25 protein-coding genes are annotated in these 21,914 nt (G+C 41.6%); 3 read left to right on the top strand and 22 right to left on the bottom strand.

The window, feature by feature from the left end:
* Window positions 1–127: 127 nt before the first annotated feature.
* From BW986_RS01860 to BW986_RS01830, 8 genes are all read right to left on the bottom strand, one after another.
* Complete coding sequence (locus BW986_RS01860; protein ID WP_076364590.1) at window positions 128–409, bottom strand: hypothetical protein; 282 nt, start codon at window positions 407–409, stop codon at window positions 128–130.
* 128 nt (window positions 410–537) lie between these two features.
* A complete protein-coding gene (locus BW986_RS01855; protein ID WP_076364588.1) occupies window positions 538–1,248 on the bottom strand; it encodes a DsbA family oxidoreductase in 711 nt (236 codons plus the stop codon).
* A 75-nt stretch (window positions 1,249–1,323) separates the two neighbouring features.
* Window positions 1,324–1,779 (bottom strand): RrF2 family transcriptional regulator, encoded by a 456-nt coding sequence (locus tag BW986_RS01850; RefSeq protein ID WP_076364586.1) that lies wholly within the window; start codon window positions 1,777–1,779, stop codon window positions 1,324–1,326.
* Window positions 1,780–1,911: 132 nt separating this feature from the next.
* Window positions 1,912–2,676, bottom strand: coding sequence for a TIGR03943 family putative permease subunit (locus BW986_RS01845; RefSeq protein WP_076364584.1), 765 nt, complete (start codon window positions 2,674–2,676; stop codon window positions 1,912–1,914).
* Window positions 2,676–3,692: a permease gene (locus BW986_RS01840; protein ID WP_076364582.1), complete on the bottom strand. Its 1,017-nt coding sequence runs from the start codon at window positions 3,690–3,692 to the stop codon at window positions 2,676–2,678. Before BW986_RS01840 ends, BW986_RS01845 begins: the two co-directional genes overlap by 1 nt.
* Window positions 3,693–3,809: 117 nt before the next feature.
* Window positions 3,810–4,478, bottom strand: a complete 669-nt coding sequence (locus BW986_RS01835; protein ID WP_076364580.1) for a YdeI/OmpD-associated family protein — start codon at window positions 4,476–4,478, stop codon at window positions 3,810–3,812.
* A gap of 69 nt (window positions 4,479–4,547) precedes the next feature.
* Complete coding sequence (locus BW986_RS29965; protein WP_179085986.1) at window positions 4,548–4,703, bottom strand: hypothetical protein; 156 nt, start codon at window positions 4,701–4,703, stop codon at window positions 4,548–4,550.
* 57 nt (window positions 4,704–4,760) lie between these two features.
* On the bottom strand, window positions 4,761–5,516 hold the full coding sequence (locus tag BW986_RS01830; protein WP_076364578.1) for an SDR family NAD(P)-dependent oxidoreductase: 756 nt from the start codon (window positions 5,514–5,516) through the stop codon (window positions 4,761–4,763).
* 371 nt (window positions 5,517–5,887) lie between these two features.
* On the opposite strand from BW986_RS01830, the gene BW986_RS01825 reads away from it, so the two are divergent.
* Both BW986_RS01825 and BW986_RS01820 read left to right on the top strand, forming a co-directional pair.
* Window positions 5,888–6,484 carry a TetR/AcrR family transcriptional regulator gene (locus tag BW986_RS01825; protein WP_076364576.1) on the top strand — a complete coding sequence of 199 codons (597 nt, stop codon included), beginning with the start codon at window positions 5,888–5,890 and terminating at the stop codon, window positions 6,482–6,484.
* Between the two features lie 361 nt (window positions 6,485–6,845).
* The gene (locus BW986_RS01820) at window positions 6,846–7,349 is read left to right on the top strand and encodes a DinB family protein (RefSeq protein ID WP_076364574.1); all 504 of its coding nucleotides are present in this window, start codon (window positions 6,846–6,848) and stop codon (window positions 7,347–7,349) included.
* Window positions 7,350–7,497: 148 nt separating this feature from the next.
* Here BW986_RS01820 and BW986_RS01815 read toward each other — a convergent pair whose 3' ends face one another.
* From BW986_RS01815 to BW986_RS01755, 13 genes are all read right to left on the bottom strand, one after another.
* Window positions 7,498–8,310: a PhnE/PtxC family ABC transporter permease gene (locus tag BW986_RS01815; protein WP_179086012.1), complete on the bottom strand. Its 813-nt coding sequence runs from the start codon at window positions 8,308–8,310 to the stop codon at window positions 7,498–7,500.
* A gap of 59 nt (window positions 8,311–8,369) precedes the next feature.
* Window positions 8,370–9,155, bottom strand: a complete 786-nt coding sequence (locus BW986_RS01810) for a PhnE/PtxC family ABC transporter permease (protein WP_076364572.1) — start codon at window positions 9,153–9,155, stop codon at window positions 8,370–8,372.
* A complete protein-coding gene (phnC, locus tag BW986_RS01805) occupies window positions 9,145–9,933 on the bottom strand; it encodes a phosphonate ABC transporter ATP-binding protein (RefSeq protein WP_076364570.1) in 789 nt (262 codons plus the stop codon). Before phnC ends, BW986_RS01810 begins: the two co-directional genes overlap by 11 nt.
* A gap of 27 nt (window positions 9,934–9,960) precedes the next feature.
* Window positions 9,961–10,995 (bottom strand): phosphate/phosphite/phosphonate ABC transporter substrate-binding protein, encoded by a 1,035-nt coding sequence (gene phnD, locus BW986_RS01800; protein ID WP_076364568.1) that lies wholly within the window; start codon window positions 10,993–10,995, stop codon window positions 9,961–9,963.
* 128 nt (window positions 10,996–11,123) lie between these two features.
* The gene (locus BW986_RS01795) at window positions 11,124–11,837 is read right to left on the bottom strand and encodes a phosphonate C-P lyase system protein PhnL (RefSeq protein WP_076364566.1); all 714 of its coding nucleotides are present in this window, start codon (window positions 11,835–11,837) and stop codon (window positions 11,124–11,126) included.
* A 22-nt stretch (window positions 11,838–11,859) separates the two neighbouring features.
* On the bottom strand, window positions 11,860–13,038 hold the full coding sequence (gene phnM / locus BW986_RS01790; protein ID WP_076364564.1) for a phosphonate metabolism protein PhnM: 1,179 nt from the start codon (window positions 13,036–13,038) through the stop codon (window positions 11,860–11,862).
* A gap of 31 nt (window positions 13,039–13,069) precedes the next feature.
* Window positions 13,070–13,915: an ATP-binding cassette domain-containing protein gene (locus tag BW986_RS01785; RefSeq protein WP_076364562.1), complete on the bottom strand. Its 846-nt coding sequence runs from the start codon at window positions 13,913–13,915 to the stop codon at window positions 13,070–13,072.
* Complete coding sequence (locus BW986_RS01780) at window positions 13,916–14,770, bottom strand: alpha-D-ribose 1-methylphosphonate 5-phosphate C-P-lyase PhnJ (protein WP_076364560.1); 855 nt, start codon at window positions 14,768–14,770, stop codon at window positions 13,916–13,918.
* Entirely contained in the window at window positions 14,763–15,899 is a 1,137-nt protein-coding gene (locus BW986_RS01775) for a carbon-phosphorus lyase complex subunit PhnI (RefSeq protein WP_076364558.1), read from the bottom strand. Before BW986_RS01775 ends, BW986_RS01780 begins: the two co-directional genes overlap by 8 nt.
* Window positions 15,881–16,498 carry a phosphonate C-P lyase system protein PhnH gene (gene phnH / locus BW986_RS01770; RefSeq protein ID WP_076364556.1) on the bottom strand — a complete coding sequence of 206 codons (618 nt, stop codon included), beginning with the start codon at window positions 16,496–16,498 and terminating at the stop codon, window positions 15,881–15,883. The genes BW986_RS01775 and phnH overlap by 19 nt, the downstream gene beginning before the upstream one ends.
* A gap of 12 nt (window positions 16,499–16,510) precedes the next feature.
* Entirely contained in the window at window positions 16,511–16,936 is a 426-nt protein-coding gene (phnG, locus tag BW986_RS01765) for a phosphonate C-P lyase system protein PhnG (protein ID WP_076364554.1), read from the bottom strand.
* A 278-nt stretch (window positions 16,937–17,214) separates the two neighbouring features.
* On the bottom strand, window positions 17,215–17,916 hold the full coding sequence (locus BW986_RS01760) for a GntR family transcriptional regulator (protein ID WP_076364552.1): 702 nt from the start codon (window positions 17,914–17,916) through the stop codon (window positions 17,215–17,217).
* A gap of 242 nt (window positions 17,917–18,158) precedes the next feature.
* Window positions 18,159–19,043, bottom strand: a complete 885-nt coding sequence (locus tag BW986_RS01755; protein ID WP_076364550.1) for a PHP domain-containing protein — start codon at window positions 19,041–19,043, stop codon at window positions 18,159–18,161.
* 1,432 nt (window positions 19,044–20,475) lie between these two features.
* Between BW986_RS01755 and guaC the strand changes: the two genes are divergently transcribed.
* Entirely contained in the window at window positions 20,476–21,459 is a 984-nt protein-coding gene (guaC, locus tag BW986_RS01750) for a GMP reductase (protein WP_076364548.1), read from the top strand.
* Window positions 21,460–21,516: 57 nt separating this feature from the next.
* Here guaC and BW986_RS01745 read toward each other — a convergent pair whose 3' ends face one another.
* Complete coding sequence (locus BW986_RS01745; protein ID WP_076364546.1) at window positions 21,517–21,858, bottom strand: zinc ribbon domain-containing protein YjdM; 342 nt, start codon at window positions 21,856–21,858, stop codon at window positions 21,517–21,519.
* Window positions 21,859–21,914: the final 56 nt, after the last annotated feature.

The raw sequence follows: 21,914 nt of genomic DNA, 5'->3' as shown, positions 1-21,914 counted from the left end.
AAATTTTGAGCTTTTACTCGTGAGTTTGGAGCAAATACTCGTGAGTTTTGGGCTTTTACTCGTGAGTTGGAAGCACAGTAAAAAAAGCTGCCAGCAGGACAGCAATTTTTCAACGATCTGACTTTTGTTAATTCTTGTTTAGTGCCCTTTGGGCAATATGCTCCTGTTCCTTTTTTACAAAAACATCATATTGAGTATTTTCATGGCGATTTTGAAAGTTTTCAGAGCCTAAATTCATAGGCGTTTTCGTTTTGAATCGTATCTCTTCCCTTTCCAATTTCGCAACCACTTTAAAATAATTTTCATTCCCGAATGCCGTATAAATACATGTCCAATATTTATAGGAAATTAGTTTGGCAGTTACTGCACATGCAATCACGAAGACTAGTATTCCAATCATTATATACACATTTTAGCTCCCTTTCGTTTCGGACTTTTTCGAAAAGCCATCCCGTACACTATATTCTTTGCCATACATAACATTTCCTTTAAGTAAAAAAGGAGACCCAGTTTTGGGTCTCCTTCTTCATATCTGCATTATTTTTCCGGCACGTTACAAGATCCGTCCGTACAGGTGTCGCCTGTTGCTGGATCATTCACGATTGTAAGCGGATTTTCCTCAGCCCATACTTTTTTTATCGTATCCAGGAATGCTTCCGTCGGCTGGGCGCCGGAGATTCCATACTTGCGGTTAATGACGAAGAATGGCACACCTGTAATACCAAGCAGGCTTCCTTCTTGCTCATTTCCCCTAACCTCTGCAGTGAATGCCGTTCCTGCCAGCATGGTCTCCGTCTCGGACTTTTCAAGGCCAACCTCTTCAGCCAAACTAGCCAATGTAGCGTGATCGCCAATATGTTTGCCTTCCGTAAAGTAAGCTTTAAATAGGCGTTCATTCATTTCTTTCTCTTTACCTTTTGATTCAGCAAAGTGCATCAAGCGGTGGGCATCGAACGAATTCGTTAAGACCACTTTGTCCAAATGATAATCGAGTCCCAATTCTTTAGCCTGTTGAGTCAGGTTTTGGCTGCTCGCTTCCACCTGCGCCGGAGACATGCCGTATTTCTTGGCCAGCATTTCATTTTGAGTCATATTGATATCCCGCTCAGCCTCTGGATTCAACTCAAAACTGCGAAATGAAACCTCTACCTTATCTTTATTCTCAAACTGCTTTAACGCCTCTTCGAATCGACGCTTTCCTATATAACAGAACGGACATTGATAATCCGACCAAATTTCCACCTTCATGTAAAATACCTCCTCATTTTAAATGCAATCGCATTAAGCACATTATATAATCCTGGGTATCCTCTTGCAAGGATATTACCCCAGACACTCATTTTCAAAGTTGGTGAAATCGACTTTTTTCATGAATTCTTCCAATGTATAGCCCTTTAGCAGGCGCAATGTTTCCTTTTCGGCTTCGTTCATGATCTCCTCCAAGGCCGTATCAAGCTGCTTCCCGACTTCACCGCATTCGCTCGTTTCCAAACAAACAAGGCATTCCGGCCTTACCGCTTGATACACATCGGCCAAAGTAAGCTGATACGCAGGCACCTTCATGCTATATCCGCCTTCCCGTCCTTCCTTCGTTTCGACGATCCCCGCAGCTGCAAGCTGGGCCATCACCCTTCTTAAAAAAGTGGCGTGTGACTTCACCTTTAAGGCGATTGCCGAACTTGTCAGGAGCTTTTCACTTTGTGCGAGCCAAACCAGAGAGTGAATGGCAATAGCAAACCGCGGCGGCCCGATTTGATTGTTTCGATTACCTGAAGACATGATTATCCCCCCTTACACCTTATCCATGGTAAGGCCATTATACTATGTTACGTGCTCCCGAACAAATGTCGCCGTTTCCGTTTTTTTCGATCGCAGCGCAAGATTTCCATCCTTTTGCCGGGTTTTCCAATTCTACTGAATGATTTGTACATTTTCATATAAATAAGCTTCTTCGGGCGCCTTTATTTTCTTCGACTCTTTTAAATCGATCACAGGTACGGGTTCCCCTTTATAGTTTCCTTTTTTTAACGTCCCTGTAATCGTATACCAATCATTTGTCTTCATTCCTTCCACATTCCCGTTGACCATATATCCGTATAACGTCGCATCGACCACACAGCAGGACATGGAGAGGCGGGAGATGGCCATTTGTTTTTTCGTAAATGCATCCTCACGGTATATGAACCCCGAAATCTCTATTTCCTTCCCCTCGATCGTATCGAGGTTGTTCAGTAAATCATCCAGCACTTCAAAATAATTATCATCGGTTACGGAGATTTTCTCCCCATTCGCATGTTTCCCTGAATCATATGAACTTACCATCTGTGCCTTCTGCTTCGCCAGCCCCCTTTTCGCCAACACTTCACCGCTTAATGTAAAATCGGTCAAGATGAAGCCCAGAAGAATCGGAATGAAGAACAAACTATATTTCAGGATCAGTGCGGACGCGGAAGACTCTCCATTCGATCCGCAATCACAATGATGTCCACCTTGTTTTTGTTTTTTCATTCGGATAAGGCTGATCACTAAAAAGGCAAAAAGCGCCGCCAATGCATATGGAATCATTTTGGGTGCAATCAATTTCGTTAAATATCCTGAAACATACAATTTAAAGATCATGAGACCCAGTCCAAGCAGCAGCAATCCTTCAAGTCTTTGGATAAATAAACGTTTCATCAGAAGCCCCCCTTACTGATCAATCCGCCTGCAATCAGGCAGAGGCTGAAGACGACTGCGAAAACAAGCAGGACATACGTGACGACGAAGCTCCGCTTAAAACAGGACATCATGATCAGGACATTTTTCAAATCCAGCATGGGACCAAATACAAGGAAACCGAGTATGGAGCCTGGCAGAAAGCTATGGGAAAAGGAGGCGGCAACGAATGCATCAGCTGATGAACAGAGTGAAAGCACAAATGCTATTCCCATCATCAATGCCGTGCCTTTTATTGGCGCCTGACCAATATCGGCCATCACGGACCGATCCATCAACACTTGAAAAACACTGGCAAACAAGGCCCCGATGATAAAGTATCTGCCGACCATAAAAAACTCCTGTGAAGTATGTTCAATGAAGCTTGTCCATTTACTGGACTGAATATCATGTTCATGCCCGTGTACCAGTACCAGTTCCAGCTTCTCCTCTTTCACCACATCTTTAGTGCTGAATATATGAATGAATAAACCTGCGATTATGGCCGTCAGGACACAAAGAATGATTCTTCCATATAGAATGGCCGGATTATTTTGGAACGCATAATAAGTGGAGCCGAACACGATGACATTCAATATTGGGGCAGTTACGAGCAAAACCACACCTGCATGGACCGGGACACCCTTTTGGATCAATCTCCGGACGACCGGGATGATTGCACATTCGCAAACCGGAATGACCAGCGCCGCCCCTATCGCAGCAAAAATGGCCGTCAGGGGTCTTTTTGGGATCATCCGCTGAATGATTTCTTCACTGATGAACAACTGGATGAACGATGAGGCAATGGCCCCCAGGAACAGGAAAGGAATCGATTCTAAAAACAATCCCAAAAATACGACGAACACGGAGTGAAGCATCGGGTAACCTGAGAAATCAATCGCTTCGGGAATGAATACATCGCCTAGAAAAAAGAATGCCAGCATCAAGAACAGCAGAACCACTAACAGCAAATTTCCCGTGTATCGTTTCAAAAGCATATTCTACCACCTCGCAAATCATAATTATTACGATTTAAGTTCGGATTCGGTCTAGTATATGCTTTTGATAGGATGAACAGAACAAGATAAAAAGAGAATGGAAGACATTCCCCACCCTCATTTATTTCTTCGATATAGATCCCTGCTCTTGTAACCTTCCCCTAAAATCGTTTTCATTTCCTGGCGCCGTTTCACTTGGGTCGCCTCTTGTTTTGCACTATACACGTAACGGGCCCAATCCTTGCGATACCCCGGGGTAAGTGATTGATAGAACGCAAGCAAATCAGGAGAATCCTGCAAATCTTTCTCAATTTCAGAAATCATTTCGATATAATCATCTACTGATTGGCTTGCTTTAGTAGATGGACGGTTCCTATTTTTCGAATCTTCTTTCAGTCCGACTACCGTAAAGACATCATCCAACCCGACCATACGTGCAAACTTCAGGTCACTCGAGCCAACATAACCGTCATCATCCGCACCAAGGCCTTGCATCAGATCATCACGATGAATATATGTAGCATATTCTTTATTACCTTTCTTGGGGTAAGCCAAAAAAATATAACCGTTTTTACTCAAATGATTTTTCTCGATCACCTTATCCACGATTCCTTTTAAAGAATCCATATCCAATACAAAAGCAAATATAAGATCATAGGCACTTTCATTAAGCTCTGTATCGTAATCCGGCAGCTCTGCTAAATAATCCGCCCCGGCTGGCAGATTCAAGACTGCCACCCTTTCATATTTATGTAAATTCAGTTTTTCTACTATTGTTTTAGCCATTGGCAATCACCATCCTCGTTCATTTGACTATCTTCAGTTTATAAGCTCCCCATTGCGTTAGCAACTTTTCTAATTGTTTCCTTCTTCAAGAGAAACAGGACGGGAAATAATTCTTCCGTCCTGTTTAAATATATTTGTTTGAACACCGAAGGCTAAAGCACCTAGTAACACACCAATCGACCAGCCTCCCATTGCATCACCCGCAAATGTAACATCATATCCCAAGCCCAGCAACATGCTGAACAAAGTTTCGACTAAGTAACGGATTCTTAGCCAATGAACTTAACGTAATTTAATGGAACCGCCATCCACCATGATTGTTTGACCAGTAATATAATCAGAATCCTCACTTGCCAGGAATACAGCTGTACGTCCGATGTCACTTTCAAGCTCACCAAGTCTTCTTAGAGGAATTTTAGCTAGCATGTTTTGATAATATTCTGGTTGCTCTTCTGCCCATTGAAGCATGCCAGGTGATTTGGCGATCGGGGAAATGATATTTACATTGATGCCGAATGGACCGAATTCATTTGCTGCAACACGGGTAATTCCTCGGATTGCTTCTTTTGCTGCTGCATACGTACCTTGATTGACATCCCCATTAATCCCGGCACCTGATGCAAAGTTAATGATTTTACCCTGTGTTTCCTTTAAGTAAGGCAATGCAGCTTGCATGAGGTAGAAGGTTGGATAGAATCCCGTATTAAAGGATAAATCCAATTCTTTTTGTGTTGTGTCAGCAATGGACGCCATTCGTGAAGCGTGTGCATTATTTACCAAGATATCAATTTTCCCGAATTTATCAGCCACTTCTTTAACGATTGAAGCCAATTTGTCATGCTCTGCAAGATTAGCTTGGATGAATAGGGATTCAGGTTGATATTCTTGTAAGTCTTTTATCGTTTGGTTCCCAAGCTCTTCATTTAAATCGATGATTGCCACTTTTGCTCCTTCTTTAACAAAAGCCATGGCCATACCTTTACCAATTCCGCCAGCTGCACCAGTGATGATAGCGGTTTTCCCTTGAAGTCTACTCATTTTTCTATCCCCTTTTTATATACATGTATTTTTGAAATGCAATGAACTGCCTCTATGCATATAGCATTCAATCATGCTTTTTTAAATCAGGATTGTGAATATGCACATGAGCATGAACCCATAATATATAACGTTGACTTGTAAGTCAATCAAAAAGTTGACTGATGAGTCAATCAAAAATGTATTTGCTGAAAAACGAGGAGAATCACCCTTTTCCATCGAAATAAGTTAGTGAATGTTAAAAGCCCCCTCACTATTTTTTATGCTAAACTTATATGGTAGAGTGTTTATGAACAGAAGAATTTCCTACCGGTCTTTTTTTCAAATAAGCCCTAATGATGAAATATTATTCAGCAAGTGAGGAATCAACGATGGCTCCAAAAAATGATGAACAATTTAAGATAATCCGAGATCAACGCTATGAGGAAATCAGTAGTGCTGCACTGAAGATTTTCGCACGCAAGGGCTTTGCCGCAACAAAAATCAGCGATATTACTTCATCCGTGAATTTAAGTCATGGACTCTTTTACCATTACTTCAAATCAAAAGAGAATATTTATGTTTCCATTATCATGAACGTACTGGATATGTTTATTGAAACAGTGAATGAAGCGGAAAATAGAAAGGGCACACCTTGGGATCAACTGGTTTGGTTCACCGAACTCACTTTTTCCGGTTCACCAGAGGAAGCATCGGACCGCCGTGTTCTTGTTAATGAAGCCCAGCATTCTGACACGCTCTCTAATGAGATTAAACAACAATTGAATCAAAAATATGCTACAGCCATGAAAGGGATTGCCCGTATTATCAGTAAAGGACAGCAGGGAGGAATTTTTGTGGATGGTGATCCATTGGAACTTGCCATATACTTTATTTCACTTAATCAAGGACTTTTATTATGGAATTCAAAAGATATCCATCCCATTAAGGTTTCCGTTAACCAAGTAATGCGTCAATTACAGGCATAAACTTAAGTAATGTGCATAGGCATTAGGGTATCAACGCACCTGAAAAAATGAATACACCGGAAATACAGACCTTACTCCGGATCTGTATTTCTTCCTCCAAACATTATTAATACCATTGAAAACATTTCTTTTCGTTGTACATGCGAGACATCTTTTAAACTCTTTCTAAACCCTGCTTAAAAGCATAGTGTCACACTCCGGCAAACATGAAGCACTACTATCCATGGATCCAACTTTAAATCAGGTGTTTTTTCCGTCGTTTTTATGCATTCTTTATGCAATCAGATATCCCTTTATTTTTTTCCTATATCAAAAATTCAGTGATGCTTTCATATGGGGGTGTCACAAAAGGGGAGTTCTCATGAACTATATCGAGTATGATTTGCTATTCGAATCAAGGAAACAGTTAATAGAGGAAATTACGGAGTTGGATGAAAATATGCTCCACCATAAGCCAGCACCTGAAGTATGGGGCATCGCCCAAATTTGCCATCATTTATATCTTACGGAACAGGTTTTTACAGAAGCCATAACAAATGGCATTCGGGAAAGGGATTTTAATAATATCATTCAAAAAAACATTTACCTGGTTACTAATAGAAAAAAGAAATTCGTAGCCCCTGACATCGTTTCACCCTCTTCAACCCCATTTCAATTATCGAGCCTTATGGATTTGCTGGGAGAATCTAGGGATCGATTATTACAGGTTCTTTATGATATGGATTCAGATATCTTGTTAAATAGAAAGAAAGCCAAGCATCCCCTATTCGGGGACCTCTCATTGGATCAATGGATTGAATTATTATCCTTACATGAACAAAGGCATATCAAACAGATACAAGAAATAAAGTCCGCCCTTATATAAGCCTTTCATGGCAATGGCAACATTTAAATCGATTTCCAAACAAAGAGACCACTTCATTTTTTGTGGTCTTCTTTCATGCATTCTATGAAACGAACTCAACTTTCGGGGCTGCACCAATATGATAGAAACCATATTTCCTATTCTGGCATCAAGATGATACTTTTAGTTTCCTTTTGATTTGTGTTGCGAAGATTTCAAGGCAGATTGCAATCATCAGGATAAAATAAGTGATTGCTCCAATTTCACTCAAGTCGAAGTAAAATCCACTTGCCATGAACATATCGAAGCCGATTCCTCCTGCGCCTGCCGCTGCACCCATTGCGACCGCCACTGCAAAATTGATTTCAAAGCGCATGAAAGTCCATGAAATGATATAAGTGATCGAAGATGGAATGATGACTTGGAACACGATTTGCCACCAATTCGCTCCGCTTGCTTGCAGGGCTTCTATAGCACCTTTATCAATTTCCTCGAAGGATTCCGAGTAGGCCTTTACAAGGTAACTTATGGAGTGAAACGTCATCCCTATAACTGCCGCTACACTGCCCAACCCTGCAGCGACTGCAAAAATGAGGACCCATAACACGGTAGGCACGGCTCTAATCAGGGCAACCGATCCCTTTATGGCAATCGATAATGACTTGGACGAGATATTTCCAGCCGCTAATAGTCCCAACATCAAAGCAATGATTGCACCAAATATTGTCGTTAAGAAAGCTAAACCTAATGTAACCGACACCTGATAAAGCGCTTGGGTGAAGGTAAAGTGCTTCAAATGCGGCTCAAAAAACATGGTCTTCAAATTATCGACGGTCAATAATAGCGCGTCCCACAGTTTAACATCCTTATAATCAAAACTGGCAAAAGCATATATGGTCAAAACTGCTAGTACCAGCACACTCAACCTAATGGAGATCGAGGATTTCGAGAAGGGCTTTTTGGATAGTCGTTCAAGTAGCATTTTATCTATATCCTGGCCAGTAGGAGAAGGAAATGGTTTGATCGGACCCTCTGCCTGCATCATAAAATCACCCTCCTCACATAATTTGAGATCAATTCAATACATAATATCGAAATGATGATCGTTATGACGACAAGACTGGCAATGTCATAACTCAAGTTTTTATAATAAAGATTAAACGTAAAACCAATACCCGATCCTGTAAGCAGTCCGACCAATGTTGCATTCCTGATATTCGTTTCTATCATAAAAAGTACCCAGCTGATCATTTGCGGAATTGCTGAAGGGATGACAGACTGCGAAATGACGGTTAGATAACTTGCACCGGTAGTCTGCAAAGCTTCTACGGAACTGCAGCTCACTTCATCGATCGTTTCGATGAAAGCTCTTGTTAAAAACCCGAAAGATCCAAAAAACAAGGCAAAATAACCGGTCAAGGAACTTTGTCCGAATGAAAATAACAGAACTAACGCCCATATTGAGACATCAATATTTCTAAATAAAACGGCTACCCCGCGGCTAAACCCTCCAAAGAAAGCATTCACCCTTGTCGTATTGGAACCCAATATCGCAAATACAAAGGCCAATATTCCCGCGAGTGTGGTTGCAGCAACGGATATTAAAAGCGTTTCTTTCAGCTTTATCAAAATGTCCGGGAGTTTGGCAAGGGAATCCTTTGTTGGATAAAAATTCGATAACGACCATTGTATGGCCTTAGGAACCGAAGTAACCCCTTTTGCGATGCTGAATTCTGTAATGATAATGGAAACAGCCGTCGCAGCCCCTATAAGCAAAAACAATGCAAGTGAATTTCTTCTCTTTTTTGCAAAAACATCAGCCGACATGGGAACCTCCCAAATCAAAAATCAATTTTCCTTCATCTGATCCATAAATCTGATGGATATCATTTGAGGTAATATTTTGAGTTGTGCCATTGAAAACAATCTTCCCGCCATTCACACCGATGATTCGATCCGAATATTTCAGGGCAACATCGACCTGATGCAGGTTGACCACAACTGTGATTCCCATGGAAGTGCAGATATTCCTTAAATGATCCATGATCACTTTGGAAGAATTCGGGTCAAGGGAGGCAATCGGTTCATCGCATAATAGCAATTTAGGATTTTGGATAAGTGCCCGCGCAATGCCAACCCGTTGTTTCTGGCCTCCGCTCAACTGATCGGATCTTTTATAGATCAGATCTTCCAGACCGAGAATTTGGAGAACTTTAGCAGCCTGAAGTTTCTCCTCTTCACTATAAAGGCCAAGGATTCCAGCCAGTGTAGATTTATAGCCTAATCGTCCATGCAGGGTATTTTCAATCACACTTAGTCTATTTACAAGATTGTAATGTTGAAAAACCATCCCTATTTTCCTGCGTACTTTCTTTAACTCCCTTTTATTCACCTTGTATACATGATCATTATCAAAAATGATTTCTCCGCTAGAAGCATCGATCATCCTATTGATGCATCGCAGAAGAGTTGATTTCCCTGCTCCAGATGGCCCTATGATGGAAACGAACTCTCCTTCTTTCACAGTGAAGTCAATATTGGATAACGCCTTTGTACCATTTCCAAAATGTTTTGAGACATTTTTCACTTCCAATAATGTTTTCATGTATGATCCTCCTGCATTTTACTGCCTTTATTTAGATAATTCCCGAATTGGATTGAACCAGTCATCCTCAACTTCCACCATTTTTTCTTTTCCGCTCACCCGTTTAAATAGACCTGATGATTTAGAATCTTCCGGTACAAAAACTTTCTCGTTATTTGCCATTTCATCGGACATCAACGTTTCAAGAATTTTTTCACGTGTTTCCTCACTGACCAATTCGGTGTTGACAACGAAAGGTGCATTCAGAACCGGAGTCACAGAAATGAGTGAGAATGTTTTATCTACAACTGTGTTGAAGGGTTCAGCTGCATCCTTCTTTACCTTATACACGGCACCTGCTTTATTCTCTTCCCCATCAGCCAGCTCTACATAATTATTGACACATGTGTCACAAAAAGCCGCCACTTCCGCTTTCCCGGTCAAAAGATTAACGGCCGATCCTTGGTGTGAACCGCCATATAGCACTTCACTGAAGAATTTATCTTTCCCGCCTTCCAATAAATCCTCGGCCTTTAATTCCTTAAACTTATCTTGCTGCGAAAAATAATCAACGATTCCTGTGGAAGGAACTTTGAAGCCGGATGTGGAGCTATTTGATACGAAAGAGAACTTTTTCCCTTGTATACCATCAATCTTGTATTCGCCGTTGATTTTATAGTCATCTGCATTTTGAACGGCCAGCCAGCTATTATAGACTGCATCATCCAACGTACCTGATTCACCGCTTGGAACAACTAGAGGTTGAACACTATCGTTTTTGTTGTTTGCTTCAATATATCCTTGCGCTCCCAGGAATGCTAAATCTGCGTTTCCATTAGCAATTGCCTCGATTGCAATGTTATAATCCGTAGTGGTCTTATGTTCGACTTTCATTCCTGTGGCATCCTCCAGGATCTTCCCGATTTCATCGCGGGTTTCCCCTAAATCTTCCCCGGATTCATTTGGCAGCCATGCCACGGTTAATGTATCATCTTCATTTGCACCTGTTGAATTAGTGGAAGAACAGCCTGTGAACACCAGCAAAATAACTAACATCAATATGGACATCATCGATTTTTTCACGTTAAATCTTCCCTCCCATTTAAAAGATCTTTTCTTATTTAAGTCACTTCCCATATAACAATACCGGTACAATGCTAACCTGCCGTTAAGACGGCTGAATATTCAGTAAAATTCTTGTGAATTCGCCGTTAAATTTTTTGAATAGCTTGAGTGAAACATCCATTCTGCATGCTATATTCTTTATTTACTAACCGATTCATGAACTCCAAGTCATGAAAAATGCCCAGCATTGTCGTTCCTTCGTTCATTAGCTGTTCCAGCAGGGTTTTCACCTTCACTTTAGAATCGTGATCCAAACTTGCAGTCGGTTCATCCAGCAGGAGGAGACGCGGCCTTTTCACCATTGCCCTAGCTATATTTAACCTTAGCTTCTCCCCTCCTGAAAAAGTAGCAGGGTAGCTGTCCCATAGCTCTTTTCCTATTTCAAAGTGGTCGAGGATTTTTTCCGTTTCGATATGGGCCATTTCCCTGGTCCGTCCAATTTCAAGGATGGCACCGGTAACGAGCTGCCTTGCTGTAGTTCTTGGCATGACATTTAAAAATTGGGATACATAGCCTATCTCATGCTTACGCAGGTAAATCATTTCCCTTTCAGTAGCTTTTGCCAGATTAATCGCACCATAGTGGGAAGATTCATACCAGATGTCTCCTTCTTGAACCCGATAGGTACCATAAATCGATTTCAGGATCGTTGATTTTCCGCTGCCGCTCTTGCCTGTAATGCCAATGAATTCGCCTTTTTTCACTGTGATCGTAATGTTGCTGACCGCATGGATTTTCTTGCGTTGATTATGTAAAATAAAAGACTTGGATAAATCATTGATCTCCAATATGTTCTCCACTTTGCCACCCGCTTTCTAAAATTCAGATCCTGTAATTCGTTTTTTGAATCAATTTTCCGTCTACAATCACAGTTGTTATTACAGGGAAATCACCCGAAATTTTTTCAATGATAAGAATGTCAGCCTTTTTCCCTTCGTGAATCGATCCAATTTCGTCCTCCATCTTGACTGCCTTTGCGGGATTAATCGTAACTAGCTTAAACATATCGACAAGATCCATCCCATGATTTTCGACCAATTCAAACATTGAATGCAGCAGTGCCGCAGGGTAATAATCACTGCATAATATGTCTATGCTTCCATCCTGAATGGCTTCAGAGGCACTTAAGTTCCCGCTGTGAGAACCTCCCAAAAGCACATTTGGTGCACCGGCTATGGTATACATCCCCATATCATGGGCCTTACGGGCAATTTCAAGTGTGATTGGAAATTCACTTATACTCGTTCCAAAGCTGTGAACCAATTCAAGCTTCTCTATTGAATCATCATCATGTGAGGCAACGGCAATATTATTTTCCCTTGCTAGAAGTGCAATTTCCTTCATTCTTTCAATTGTCAGCTTTTCTTTCACTTGATGAGTCCGGATCATCACATCAATGGCTTCATCACTATAATTGTTATATCCCCTTAAAGTGTTTCGATATATCTCTAGATGCCGATACTGCCCTTGTCCAGGAGTGTGGTCCATGAATGAGACCAGATGCACTTTCTTTTCGGAAACATATTCTTTTAAACTATCAATATCCTCCAAATTATCGATTTCATACCGGGCATGAAACCGATGACGGACCAGGTGCTTCATCGTATGTGTTTGATCAATTAAGTCGATGAGCTTCCTTACATTCTCAGGCTCCCGAATTGGCTTATATGCGTATTCAGTCGATTTATAGAGCGACAGGGAATGAAACATGGTCGTGATCCCGTGCGTGATCAGTTCCTTTTCCGTTTCTCTTAAGCTCAAATGAAAATTCATTAAAGAAGTCGGGCGCGGCGCAGTCATATGTTCAATATAATCCGAATGGAGATCAATGAAACCAGGTGAAACATATCCACCCAAAGCATCCAGCACTTCCATCTCAGGACTCGTTTCTATTTCCCCCACAGGTGCAATCCGGCAAATTCTATCATCCTTAATTAAGAGATCATGGTCCATCAGGATCGAGTCTTCCGTTATTATTTTTCCATTTTTAATCAGCAACAATGTCTCTTCCCCCATTTTCCTTTAGTTTCTTTTACAGCAGTGAGTGTACTAATTGTTGGGTATAAGGATGCTGTGGATCTTCGAGTATTTGATCTGTTAAACCTTGCTCGATTACTTTACCCTCCAGCATGACGAGCGTACGGTCTGCAAGCATACGGATTACGCCCAAATCATGGGATACCAATACAATGCTGATATTCAAATCTCGTTGGAGACCTTTAATTAGATCCAATACACTTGCTTGAACTGATAAATCCAAACCCGTGGTGACCTCATCCAAAAGCAGTATGGGGGGATTGTTGGACAATGCTTTGGCTATCTGGACCCGTTGCTGCATTCCGCCTGAGAAATTCCTTGGTTCTTCTTTCATTCGATGAATGGGAATATTGACTGCTTCAAGGAGCTCGGCGCCTCTTGTTTCCATGCTGCCAACATGTCTGTTCCCAGCTGAAATTAACTTTTCGGCTATATTGCCTATAGAGGAGAAATCCATTTTCAACCCTAGAATCGGGTTTTGATAAACCTTCCCCATCAGGTGGTTTCGAACGAATCTTTTTTTCTGGGCAGACTCCATGAATAAATTCTTTTTTCCATCCTCAAAGCCAGCTACATACATTTCTCCATCTGTTACTTCATCGTCAAAATATAAACTTTTCATTAAAGTGGATTTGCCGCTGCCGCTTTCCCCTACAATTCCGAGAACTTCACCATGATACAAATCAAACGTCACATCTCTACAGGCATATACCGTCCCGCATCCATGACAATAGTTTTCCGCCACTTTTCCCGATTTCATATGTTTACAAATTGAACATCCATTACCGTACTGTTTGTTCATTTGTTTAACCGATAATACGGGTACCTCAAGCACAGACATTTAATTCACTCCCAATGATTGTTTTTGATTGACCATTTCAAGGCAATTGCTAGTATCATTGCATTGGAAATACGTTTCCCCTGATTCCTCATCAACAAGTTCATCCAAAAACACATCATTGGACTCGCAGAGAATGCAAGCATGATTTGTAAAGGACTCGATTTCAAATTCATAATCATCAAATGCCAAAGATGATACATTTGTATAAGGAGGTACTGCATAAACCTTTTTCTCCCTGCCTGCACCTAACAAAATGAGCGCTTCACTTTCGTCCAGCTTGGCATTATCGAATCTTGGTATGGGACTTGGTGCCATGACATACCTGTCGTGGACCATAACCGGATGGTCTGCATCCGTCGCCATTATTCCGTACTTCATGATTTGTTCAAATAACATAAGCCATGCTCCGCTATACTCTCTCTCAGCATGAAGCTTTTTCGTTTCATGTTCGCTCGGCTCAAAGTTCCTTAAAGGTTCCGGTAATGGAACTTGAAGAATTAAAATTTGGTCTCGTTGCAACGGCACTTCCGGCACCCTGTGCCTGGACTGGATTAAAGAGGCATCTTTTGTGCTATCCGTTGTCCTTACCCCAGTCGTGTCAGATACGAGTTTTTTTATGTTAACGGCATTAACGGATTCATCCGAGCCTTGGTCGATCACCTTAAGGACGTCATCCTTTCCGATCAATGACAATGTCAACTGCAGGCCGCCCGTGCCCCAACCACGCCCAATCGGCATTTCCCTTGAAGCGAATGGGACTTGATAACCGGGAATGGCAATTGCCTTCAGTGTCGCCCTTCTAATTTCCCGTTTCGACCCTTCATCAAAGAATGCAAAATTATAGGTTTTATTCATGCAATCCAACCTCCTGCTCTGTGGTCTTATCTTTTGACTTCCGAATGCTATCAAGCTTGGATTGGAACGTAACATAATGAGGCATCTTCAAATGGGAGATGAAACCCGTTGATTCCACTGAATCTATATGATAAAGGACGAATTCCTCGTTGTGACTTGGAAACTCCTTGTTGGGTTTTTCCAGGCAATTATCCAGGATGCCCATTGCGATTGCTTTGGTTTCATTCTGTCCCATGCACATGCCATAGCCAACTTCAAACTCCATTTCTTTTTTGCCTTGTTCTTTCTCTACCGTAAGCGGAATGAGCATCTCTACCTCCGTTGCTGTAAAGTCCCCAATATAATAGCTATCTTCCTCTTGCCCTTCGTCCAGCAGCGGGTGATCGATATGGACGGGCAGCTTGCCTACGCGTAGCTCTCCTACTGTCGGATGCAGTGCACCATATCCACGAATGACTGCATAAGCAAGTGATGTCACTGCACCGGTTTGACCTCTTGTTAAAACTTGCAGGCGTTCACTCCGCATTGAAGGAAACTCAAGACTTTTCCTTGTAACATCCCCAGGCTGCAAATCATTGTTTTCACAGCTTGCTAATAAGCCTTCACTTCTTAAGTAGTCCAAAACTTTAGTCAGGGAGTTTAAATCAGCCGTATCGTTCTGATATTCTGTTGAATGATTTTCTTCTTGAAAAGCCCGTAACCAATCTTGAATGCTTAGATCCGATTCATTTTCCAGCTCCGAATCTAGTAATCGATGCGTATAATCGGTCGTGGCACCTAAAATCTGTCCGCCAGGTACATCCTTAAAACTAGCAGAAATCCGCCGTTCCACTTTCATATTTTCAGAACTGATCACTCGTGAAACATGTTTTCGCGGCAAAGTGGATCGATAGGCCCTCAAGAGGAAAACAGCTTCTTCCGGATTGCCTTCAGCCTGTTTAATGGCTAGTGCAGCCAGTGATTGATCATACAAACTGCTTTCTGACATAACCTGATCAATCAGCCCTCTCATCCCAGCTTCTATCTTATGCAGCTCTATAGCCGTCCCTTTTTTGACCCGTTCATACTTTAAGCGTTTGATGGATTCCTCAATCGCCTTTGTTCCGCCCTTTACTGCAACATATCCCATATAATCTCACCTCCATTTTCTTTGATTTCAGTCGTTCTCGGTAAAGCTATTAAACGATCTTGTCGATCCACAAAATACATATCGATTCCTAAAGGGAATTCTATGTTTTTTTCGTTCCTTACGCCAAGCCAGGCGGAGACGTTCGGAAGGCTTATGAATGATTCCTCTTGAATTCCCGGTCCTGAAAGGATCATTGAGTCCCCCTTCGTTACATCCGGTACTTCCAGAATGATCATCGCCGATTCATGGGGGTTCAATAGATTTCCTACCTTTGCTATATTTATCGCTTCCTTCATTTGCTCCTCGGAGGCATCATGTAAAATAAAGATGAAATCCGCTTCCGGCAAATCGACAGGCTTTGAATAAGTAAGCTGATTGATCATTCTTGACACCGCCTCCCCCTCCTTTGCAATGACCTTAAAAGTCACTTCAGGGTCAAGTACAGTAAGCGCAAGCAGGATGGTCGAGGATAAGCATTCCATTTGAACATCCAATGTCCTGGCTTCCCTTTCCAAAACCACTAAAGTTCCAGGTCTTGAAGTCGCCGTTACAAGCTTTCTATAAACAGTTTGTATATCATGAACTACATCCAAATTCATTGCTTTCCCCCCTTATTGAACATCCATTGTTTCAAAGTTGACCTTGGTTCTTAAGATTGATCGATTCAGCTCTTGAAGATTTTTCTGTATATTCTCCTTCTCATTTTCCAAAACATGTGACCATGATCTCGTTTCGCCAAGATCAGCCTGATAAGCAGCATCAATGATAGCTAAACGATGTGCCAGCTCTTCCCGATGTCCCATAACGATGCCATTCCCGATTGACTCCTGAATTTGGACCGTGCATTCAGTCACCAGCATTTCCCCAAGATAAAACAAGCTCTTTTTTGCCGTTTCCCTTGTCTTTAGCAACACAAGGGCACTCTCTGGCTTTTGAATGACGGTAACTTTATATTTCATTGCTATTTCCTTGGCAAATTCCTTCGCAATGTCCTCAGAGCCTTGAATCAAAATCTCGGTTCTTTCCCTTCTTCTCATTCCAATGGCCTCCAATGTTTTAGTTTCCCGCTACATCTTCAATGTATCTTGTTGCCAAGTGAACGTACGTTAAGAAAGAGTAAATCTTTGTATGAAATTTGTTAAAGCCGACCTGCACTATTCAAAATTTCGTCCCATTACTCGTGAATTCGAGCTTTACTCGTGAGTTTCGTACTTTTACTCGTGAATTCGAAGCATTTACTCGTGAGTTTCGTACTTTTACTCGTGAATTCAGAGCATTTACTTGTGAATTCGAGCGATATCTCGAATGGAAGTTTTTATATAACATATGTGAAACAATCGCTTCGATAGATTATGACCGTGTGCTCAAGGACTTGATTGCTCCGCTTATCCCGGCATAACGATTCCACTTGCAAAAGTGGAATTAAACTTGAACACTGCAAAATATCCCGTTCGACAAGAGTAGGAAAAATCACGTTCAGTGTGCTGCTGCTGGATCCGAATTCCACAAAACCACGCTGCCTATAATACTGAAACATAGAGGTAATGTCAGGACCGTCATTTTCAATTTCAGGAAATGTTGATTTTGCTACAAAAGATGTATGAAGAGCAATCGGGAAATCGTCCATTAACCTAAGCCTGCCAATTTTAAAGACCTTGTCATCCCTGTCCACCTCGAGGCTTTGAAAAACCTTCTGATCGTAAGAAATTTCTTCGCAAAAAATAGTTCTCGTTTGAAAGGAAAACTGGAATTCTTTCATTTTCTCGGTGAAACTGACATCTCCGGATAGAATTAACGGAATTTGCTTCTTGCTTTCCTGGACATAACTTCCCTTACCTTGCTTTGAATAGATAAAGCCTAAATCTTGAAGCTGCTCGTATGCCTTCCTGACAACCATTCTTGGAACATTAAATTGATCAGCGAGTATATGCTCCGAAGGTAACTTTTTATCCAATTGAAAGGTCCCACTCTTAATTTCCGATATTAAATGATCCACTAAAAAGTTTTTTTCCGCCAACAGAAATCCCCCTTTAAATATTAGATCAGCCCAATACCCATTTTTCCTTGTTAATGTCAGTGTAATGAGAAAATATGAAGCTACCATGATTTTCTTGTAAAAAAAAAGTCCTGGTCAATTACCAGAACGAAAGGGAATACTTTTTTTATGGACCTTTTCAATACAACATCCTGCATCGTTCAGTCTTTCAAAATGCTCATCCAGCATATGATCAGGTCGCTTTCACAGCAAAATTCCTGGTTTCACAGATCGATATTTTTCAATACGACATCAGTAATGGACATGCTTTTTTTCCTTAATTTCAAAGCATCCACACATTCCTTTCCTGGGCTCATACTGCCAAGCAGAATCGGGTTCTCCCCATAATCCCCATGAAAATCCGAACCTCCTGTCTTAATGAGATTATATTGATCTGCATATGAAATCGCTCTTTCCTCTTCTTCATGACCATGATGCGGATGAAGAACTTCAATCCCTTCAAGCCCTGCTTCTACAAGATCAGGAATCATTTCGAAGCTCCCGTATTGTCCAGGATGAGCAAGGACCGGAACGCCCCCGGCAGCACGAATCGCCTTCACAGCAAGGATGGCATCCACATACTCCATAGGAATAAAGGCAATGCCTGGCTCTTCTCCATTTTGGCCGCGACTGAAGATCTTCTTATACAAATCTCCATAGATAGAATCCGTATACCCCGATTCCCTTAGCGCCAGCATAATATGCTGTTTATAAACACCGGTTCCTCCCTTGAATTTAGAAACCTGATCCCAAGTTATTCGATATCCTGCATGAATCAGCCGTTCCACCATTTTTTCAGAAGCTGCATTCCTCTTATGAATCAGCGGATTACATAGCTCCTCAAGTGCCTTATGACCAGGCTCAACAAAATAGCCCAAAATATGTACACGCCTTCCTCTTGCAAAGTCATAACCAGAAACTTCTATACCAGGGATGATTTCGATTCCTACTTCCTTCCCACGTTTCACCATCTCTTGCACTCTCATCGTTGTATCGTGATTCGTAATCGCTAAATGGCCAATGCTCTCCCTTTTTGCAACCTCCAATAGTTCTTCAAAAGAACTGGAACCATCTGAAATGTTCGTATGACAATGTAATTCAACCTTCATGCCAATCCCCCCATTCTTTTTCGTTACACATTATCATTTTAACTTAGTGCCATGTCGGTCCCGTTAAGAAGATGTAAAAAAACGTAAAGGTGTAAAAGCCATACAGTTTGGTGAAAATACTTAAGTATTTAAGGCAGTGGACAAATAAAAACATCCAAGTTGATTTCAGAAATCCGTTCCCTTTCCCAGGAGTTTCGCAAATTTCCTCAATCCAATTAGGATTACAGGTATAAACCTTTAAGGACAGTTCTAGAGTCTTTTTTAAAGTCATGCTATAGGATGAGAACAGCCTGTTGTTTTTACTAATAAAAACGTTCGAGTTGATTTCAGAAATCCGCTCCCTTTCCGCCGACTGTCTGCCAAGCCTCCTCGACGCAAGCGCCTGCGGTGTCTCGGCTAGCCAGGTATTCGGCAGGAGTGTCGCAAATTTCTTCAATCCAATTAGGATTACAGGAATAAACCATGAAGGGTTTTAAAATCATGCTTCGGGATGAGACCATTCCAATTAGGTCTCAAACATAAAGAAAAGCGAGTGCCTGGAGAGGAAATCAACGTTCCCATTTTACAAACCCACAAAAAAACTGTTGGCAAACAATGATTATCTAGTTTGTAGACAAAAGCAGTTCTATCTTTTAAAACAAAGTTGATTGGAACGGAAGGCGCGAGACTCCTGCTTAGAAAAGCGAGTGCCTGGAGGGGAAATCAACGTTCCCATTTTGCAAACCCTCATAAAAACTGATTGGCAAACAATGATTATCTAGTTTGTAGACAAAAGCAGCTCTATCTTTTAAAACAAAGTTGATTGGAACGGAAGGCGCGAGACTCCTGCTTAGAAAAGCGAGTCCAAGGGAGACCCCACAGGCGCAAAAGCGCCGAGGAGGCTACCGGACCGCCCGCGGAAAGCGAGTGCCTGGAGGGGAAATCAACGTTCCCATCCACAAACCCTCAAAAAAACTGATTGGCAAACAATGATTATCTAGTTTGTAGACAAAAGCAGTTCTATCTTTTAAAACAAAGTTGATTGGAGCGGAGGGCGCGAGACTCCTGCGGGAAAAGCGTGTCCAAGGGAGCCCCCGCAGGCGCAAAAGCGCCGAGGAGGCTCCCGGACCGCCCGCAGGCGCAAAAGCGCCGAGGAGGCTCCCGGACCGCCCGCAGGCGCAAAAGCGCCGAGGAGGCTCCCGGACCGCCCGCGGAAAGCGAGTGCCTGGAGAGGAAAACAACGTTCCCCTCAAAAAAACTGTTGGCAAAAGAAATCATGTTCGTTCGTCTTTTTCAGCTACCGCCCTGTAACGGATTTTCCATCTAGCTGAAATAAAATCAAAATAAAACCATTAAAAATTTTGACTTACTGTCAAAAATGATGTACATTACCTATTGGGCGAACAATTTTAATATTAAAAGATAAAAATATTCGTATATAGAGGTGCATAACATGGAAAACGTGTTTGATTATGAAGATATTCAATTAATTCCTGCAAAATGTGTAGTAAATAGTCGTTCTGAGTGTGATACATCCGTTACTTTGGGTAAACATACATTCAAGTTACCTGTAGTACCTGCCAATATGCAAACGATCATTGATGAAAAGATTGCTATTTACTTAGCTGAAAACGGTTACTTTTATGTAATGCATCGTTTTGAACCAGAAAACCGACTGACTTTCATTAAAGATATGCATTCACGAGAATTGATCGCTTCCATCAGTGTAGGCGTTAAAGAAGAAGAATACGGATTCATTGAACAATTATCGGCTGACAACATTGTACCTGAATACATTACTATAGATATTGCACACGGCCATTCCAATGCCGTGATAAAGATGATACAGCATATTAAAAAACATTTACCTGAAAGTTTTGTCATTGCCGGAAATGTGGGAACTCCTGAAGCGGTACGGGAATTGGAACATGCCGGTGCGGATGCTACAAAGGTTGGCATCGGGCCAGGGAAAGTTTGCATCACCAAAATCAAGACTGGATTTGGAACGGGAGGCTGGCAGCTAGCTGCACTTCGCTGGTGTGCAAAAGCGGCAAGCAAGCCAATCATAGCTGACGGCGGCATTCGCACGAACGGTGATATTGCTAAATCAGTTAGATTTGGAGCTTCCATGGTCATGATCGGCTCACTATTTGCTGGACATGAAGAATCTCCAGGTCAAACGATCGAGAAAGATGGAAAGGCATTTAAAGAATACTTTGGTTCAGCTTCTGAATTCCAAAAAGGTGAAAAGAAAAACGTTGAAGGTAAAAAGATGTATGTCGAGCACAAAGGATCTTTGGAAGATACGTTGAAGGAAATGGAACAAGATCTTCAGTCTTCCATTTCATATGCCGGCGGAACCAAGTTGGAAGCCATCCGGAATGTGGACTATGTGGTCGTTAAGAACTCAATCTTTAACGGTGACAAAGTTTATTAAGAAGGAATCATTAATAAAAAAACGGCCTAATCAATCGATTAGGCCGTTTTTTTATAATCATATCTTTTTAACAAATTGGGATTTTAATTTCATTGCACCAAAACCATCAATCTTGCAATCAATATCATGATCTCCATCAACTAGACGGATGCTTTTGACTTTAGTACCCATTTTTAAGACGGATGAGCTCCCTTTCACTTTAAGGTCCTTGATTACCGTAACGGTATCACCATCGTTCAAGGCATTTCCATTAGCATCCTTGATCGTCTTCTTTTGATCACCATTTTCCGTTTCCGCTTCCACCGCCCACTCATGGGCGCATTCCGGGCAAACAAAAAGACTTCCGTCTTCGTATGTATATTCTGAATCACATGCAGGGCAATTAGGAAAATCAGACATAAATTCACTTCCTCCATTCGTTATTGTCAATTCTAATATAATAATGGTTTACACAC

The sequence above is a fragment of the Peribacillus simplex genome (genome assembly GCF_900156045.1).
GTDB lineage: Bacteria > Bacillota > Bacilli > Bacillales > DSM-1321 > Peribacillus > Peribacillus simplex_D.
The sequence above is the reverse complement of the archived record's forward strand: the minus strand, read 5'-3'. Positions and strand labels throughout refer to the sequence as shown.

Coding starts and splice junctions, on each gene's coding strand:
- BW986_RS01825 (WP_076364576.1), top strand. CDS start 5,888: ATGGCTCCAAAAAATGATGAACAATTTAAGATAATCCGAGATCAACGC.
- BW986_RS01850 (WP_076364586.1), bottom strand. CDS start 1,779: ATGTCTTCAGGTAATCGAAACAATCAAATCGGGCCGCCGCGGTTTGCT.
- BW986_RS01845 (WP_076364584.1), bottom strand. CDS start 2,676: ATGAAACGTTTATTTATCCAAAGACTTGAAGGATTGCTGCTGCTTGGA.
- BW986_RS01785 (WP_076364562.1), bottom strand. CDS start 13,915: ATGTCTGTGCTTGAGGTACCCGTATTATCGGTTAAACAAATGAACAAA.
- phnH (WP_076364556.1), bottom strand. CDS start 16,498: ATGAATTTGGATGTAGTTCATGATATACAAACTGTTTATAGAAAGCTT.
- phnG (WP_076364554.1), bottom strand. CDS start 16,936: ATGAGAAGAAGGGAAAGAACCGAGATTTTGATTCAAGGCTCTGAGGAC.
- BW986_RS01810 (WP_076364572.1), bottom strand. CDS start 9,155: ATGTCGGCTGATGTTTTTGCAAAAAAGAGAAGAAATTCACTTGCATTG.
- BW986_RS01835 (WP_076364580.1), bottom strand. CDS start 4,478: ATGGCTAAAACAATAGTAGAAAAACTGAATTTACATAAATATGAAAGG.
- BW986_RS01745 (WP_076364546.1), bottom strand. CDS start 21,858: ATGTCTGATTTTCCTAATTGCCCTGCATGTGATTCAGAATATACATAC.
- BW986_RS01830 (WP_076364578.1), bottom strand. CDS start 5,516: ATGAGTAGACTTCAAGGGAAAACCGCTATCATCACTGGTGCAGCTGGC.
- BW986_RS01815 (WP_179086012.1), bottom strand. CDS start 8,310: ATGCTACTTGAACGACTATCCAAAAAGCCCTTCTCGAAATCCTCGATC.
- phnC (WP_076364570.1), bottom strand. CDS start 9,933: ATGAAAACATTATTGGAAGTGAAAAATGTCTCAAAACATTTTGGAAAT.
- BW986_RS01820 (WP_076364574.1), top strand. CDS start 6,846: ATGAACTATATCGAGTATGATTTGCTATTCGAATCAAGGAAACAGTTA.
- BW986_RS01780 (WP_076364560.1), bottom strand. CDS start 14,770: ATGAATAAAACCTATAATTTTGCATTCTTTGATGAAGGGTCGAAACGG.
- BW986_RS01840 (WP_076364582.1), bottom strand. CDS start 3,692: ATGCTTTTGAAACGATACACGGGAAATTTGCTGTTAGTGGTTCTGCTG.
- BW986_RS01855 (WP_076364588.1), bottom strand. CDS start 1,248: ATGAAGGTGGAAATTTGGTCGGATTATCAATGTCCGTTCTGTTATATA.
- BW986_RS01775 (WP_076364558.1), bottom strand. CDS start 15,899: ATGGGATATGTTGCAGTAAAGGGCGGAACAAAGGCGATTGAGGAATCC.
- guaC (WP_076364548.1), top strand. CDS start 20,476: ATGGAAAACGTGTTTGATTATGAAGATATTCAATTAATTCCTGCAAAA.
- BW986_RS01755 (WP_076364550.1), bottom strand. CDS start 19,043: ATGAAGGTTGAATTACATTGTCATACGAACATTTCAGATGGTTCCAGT.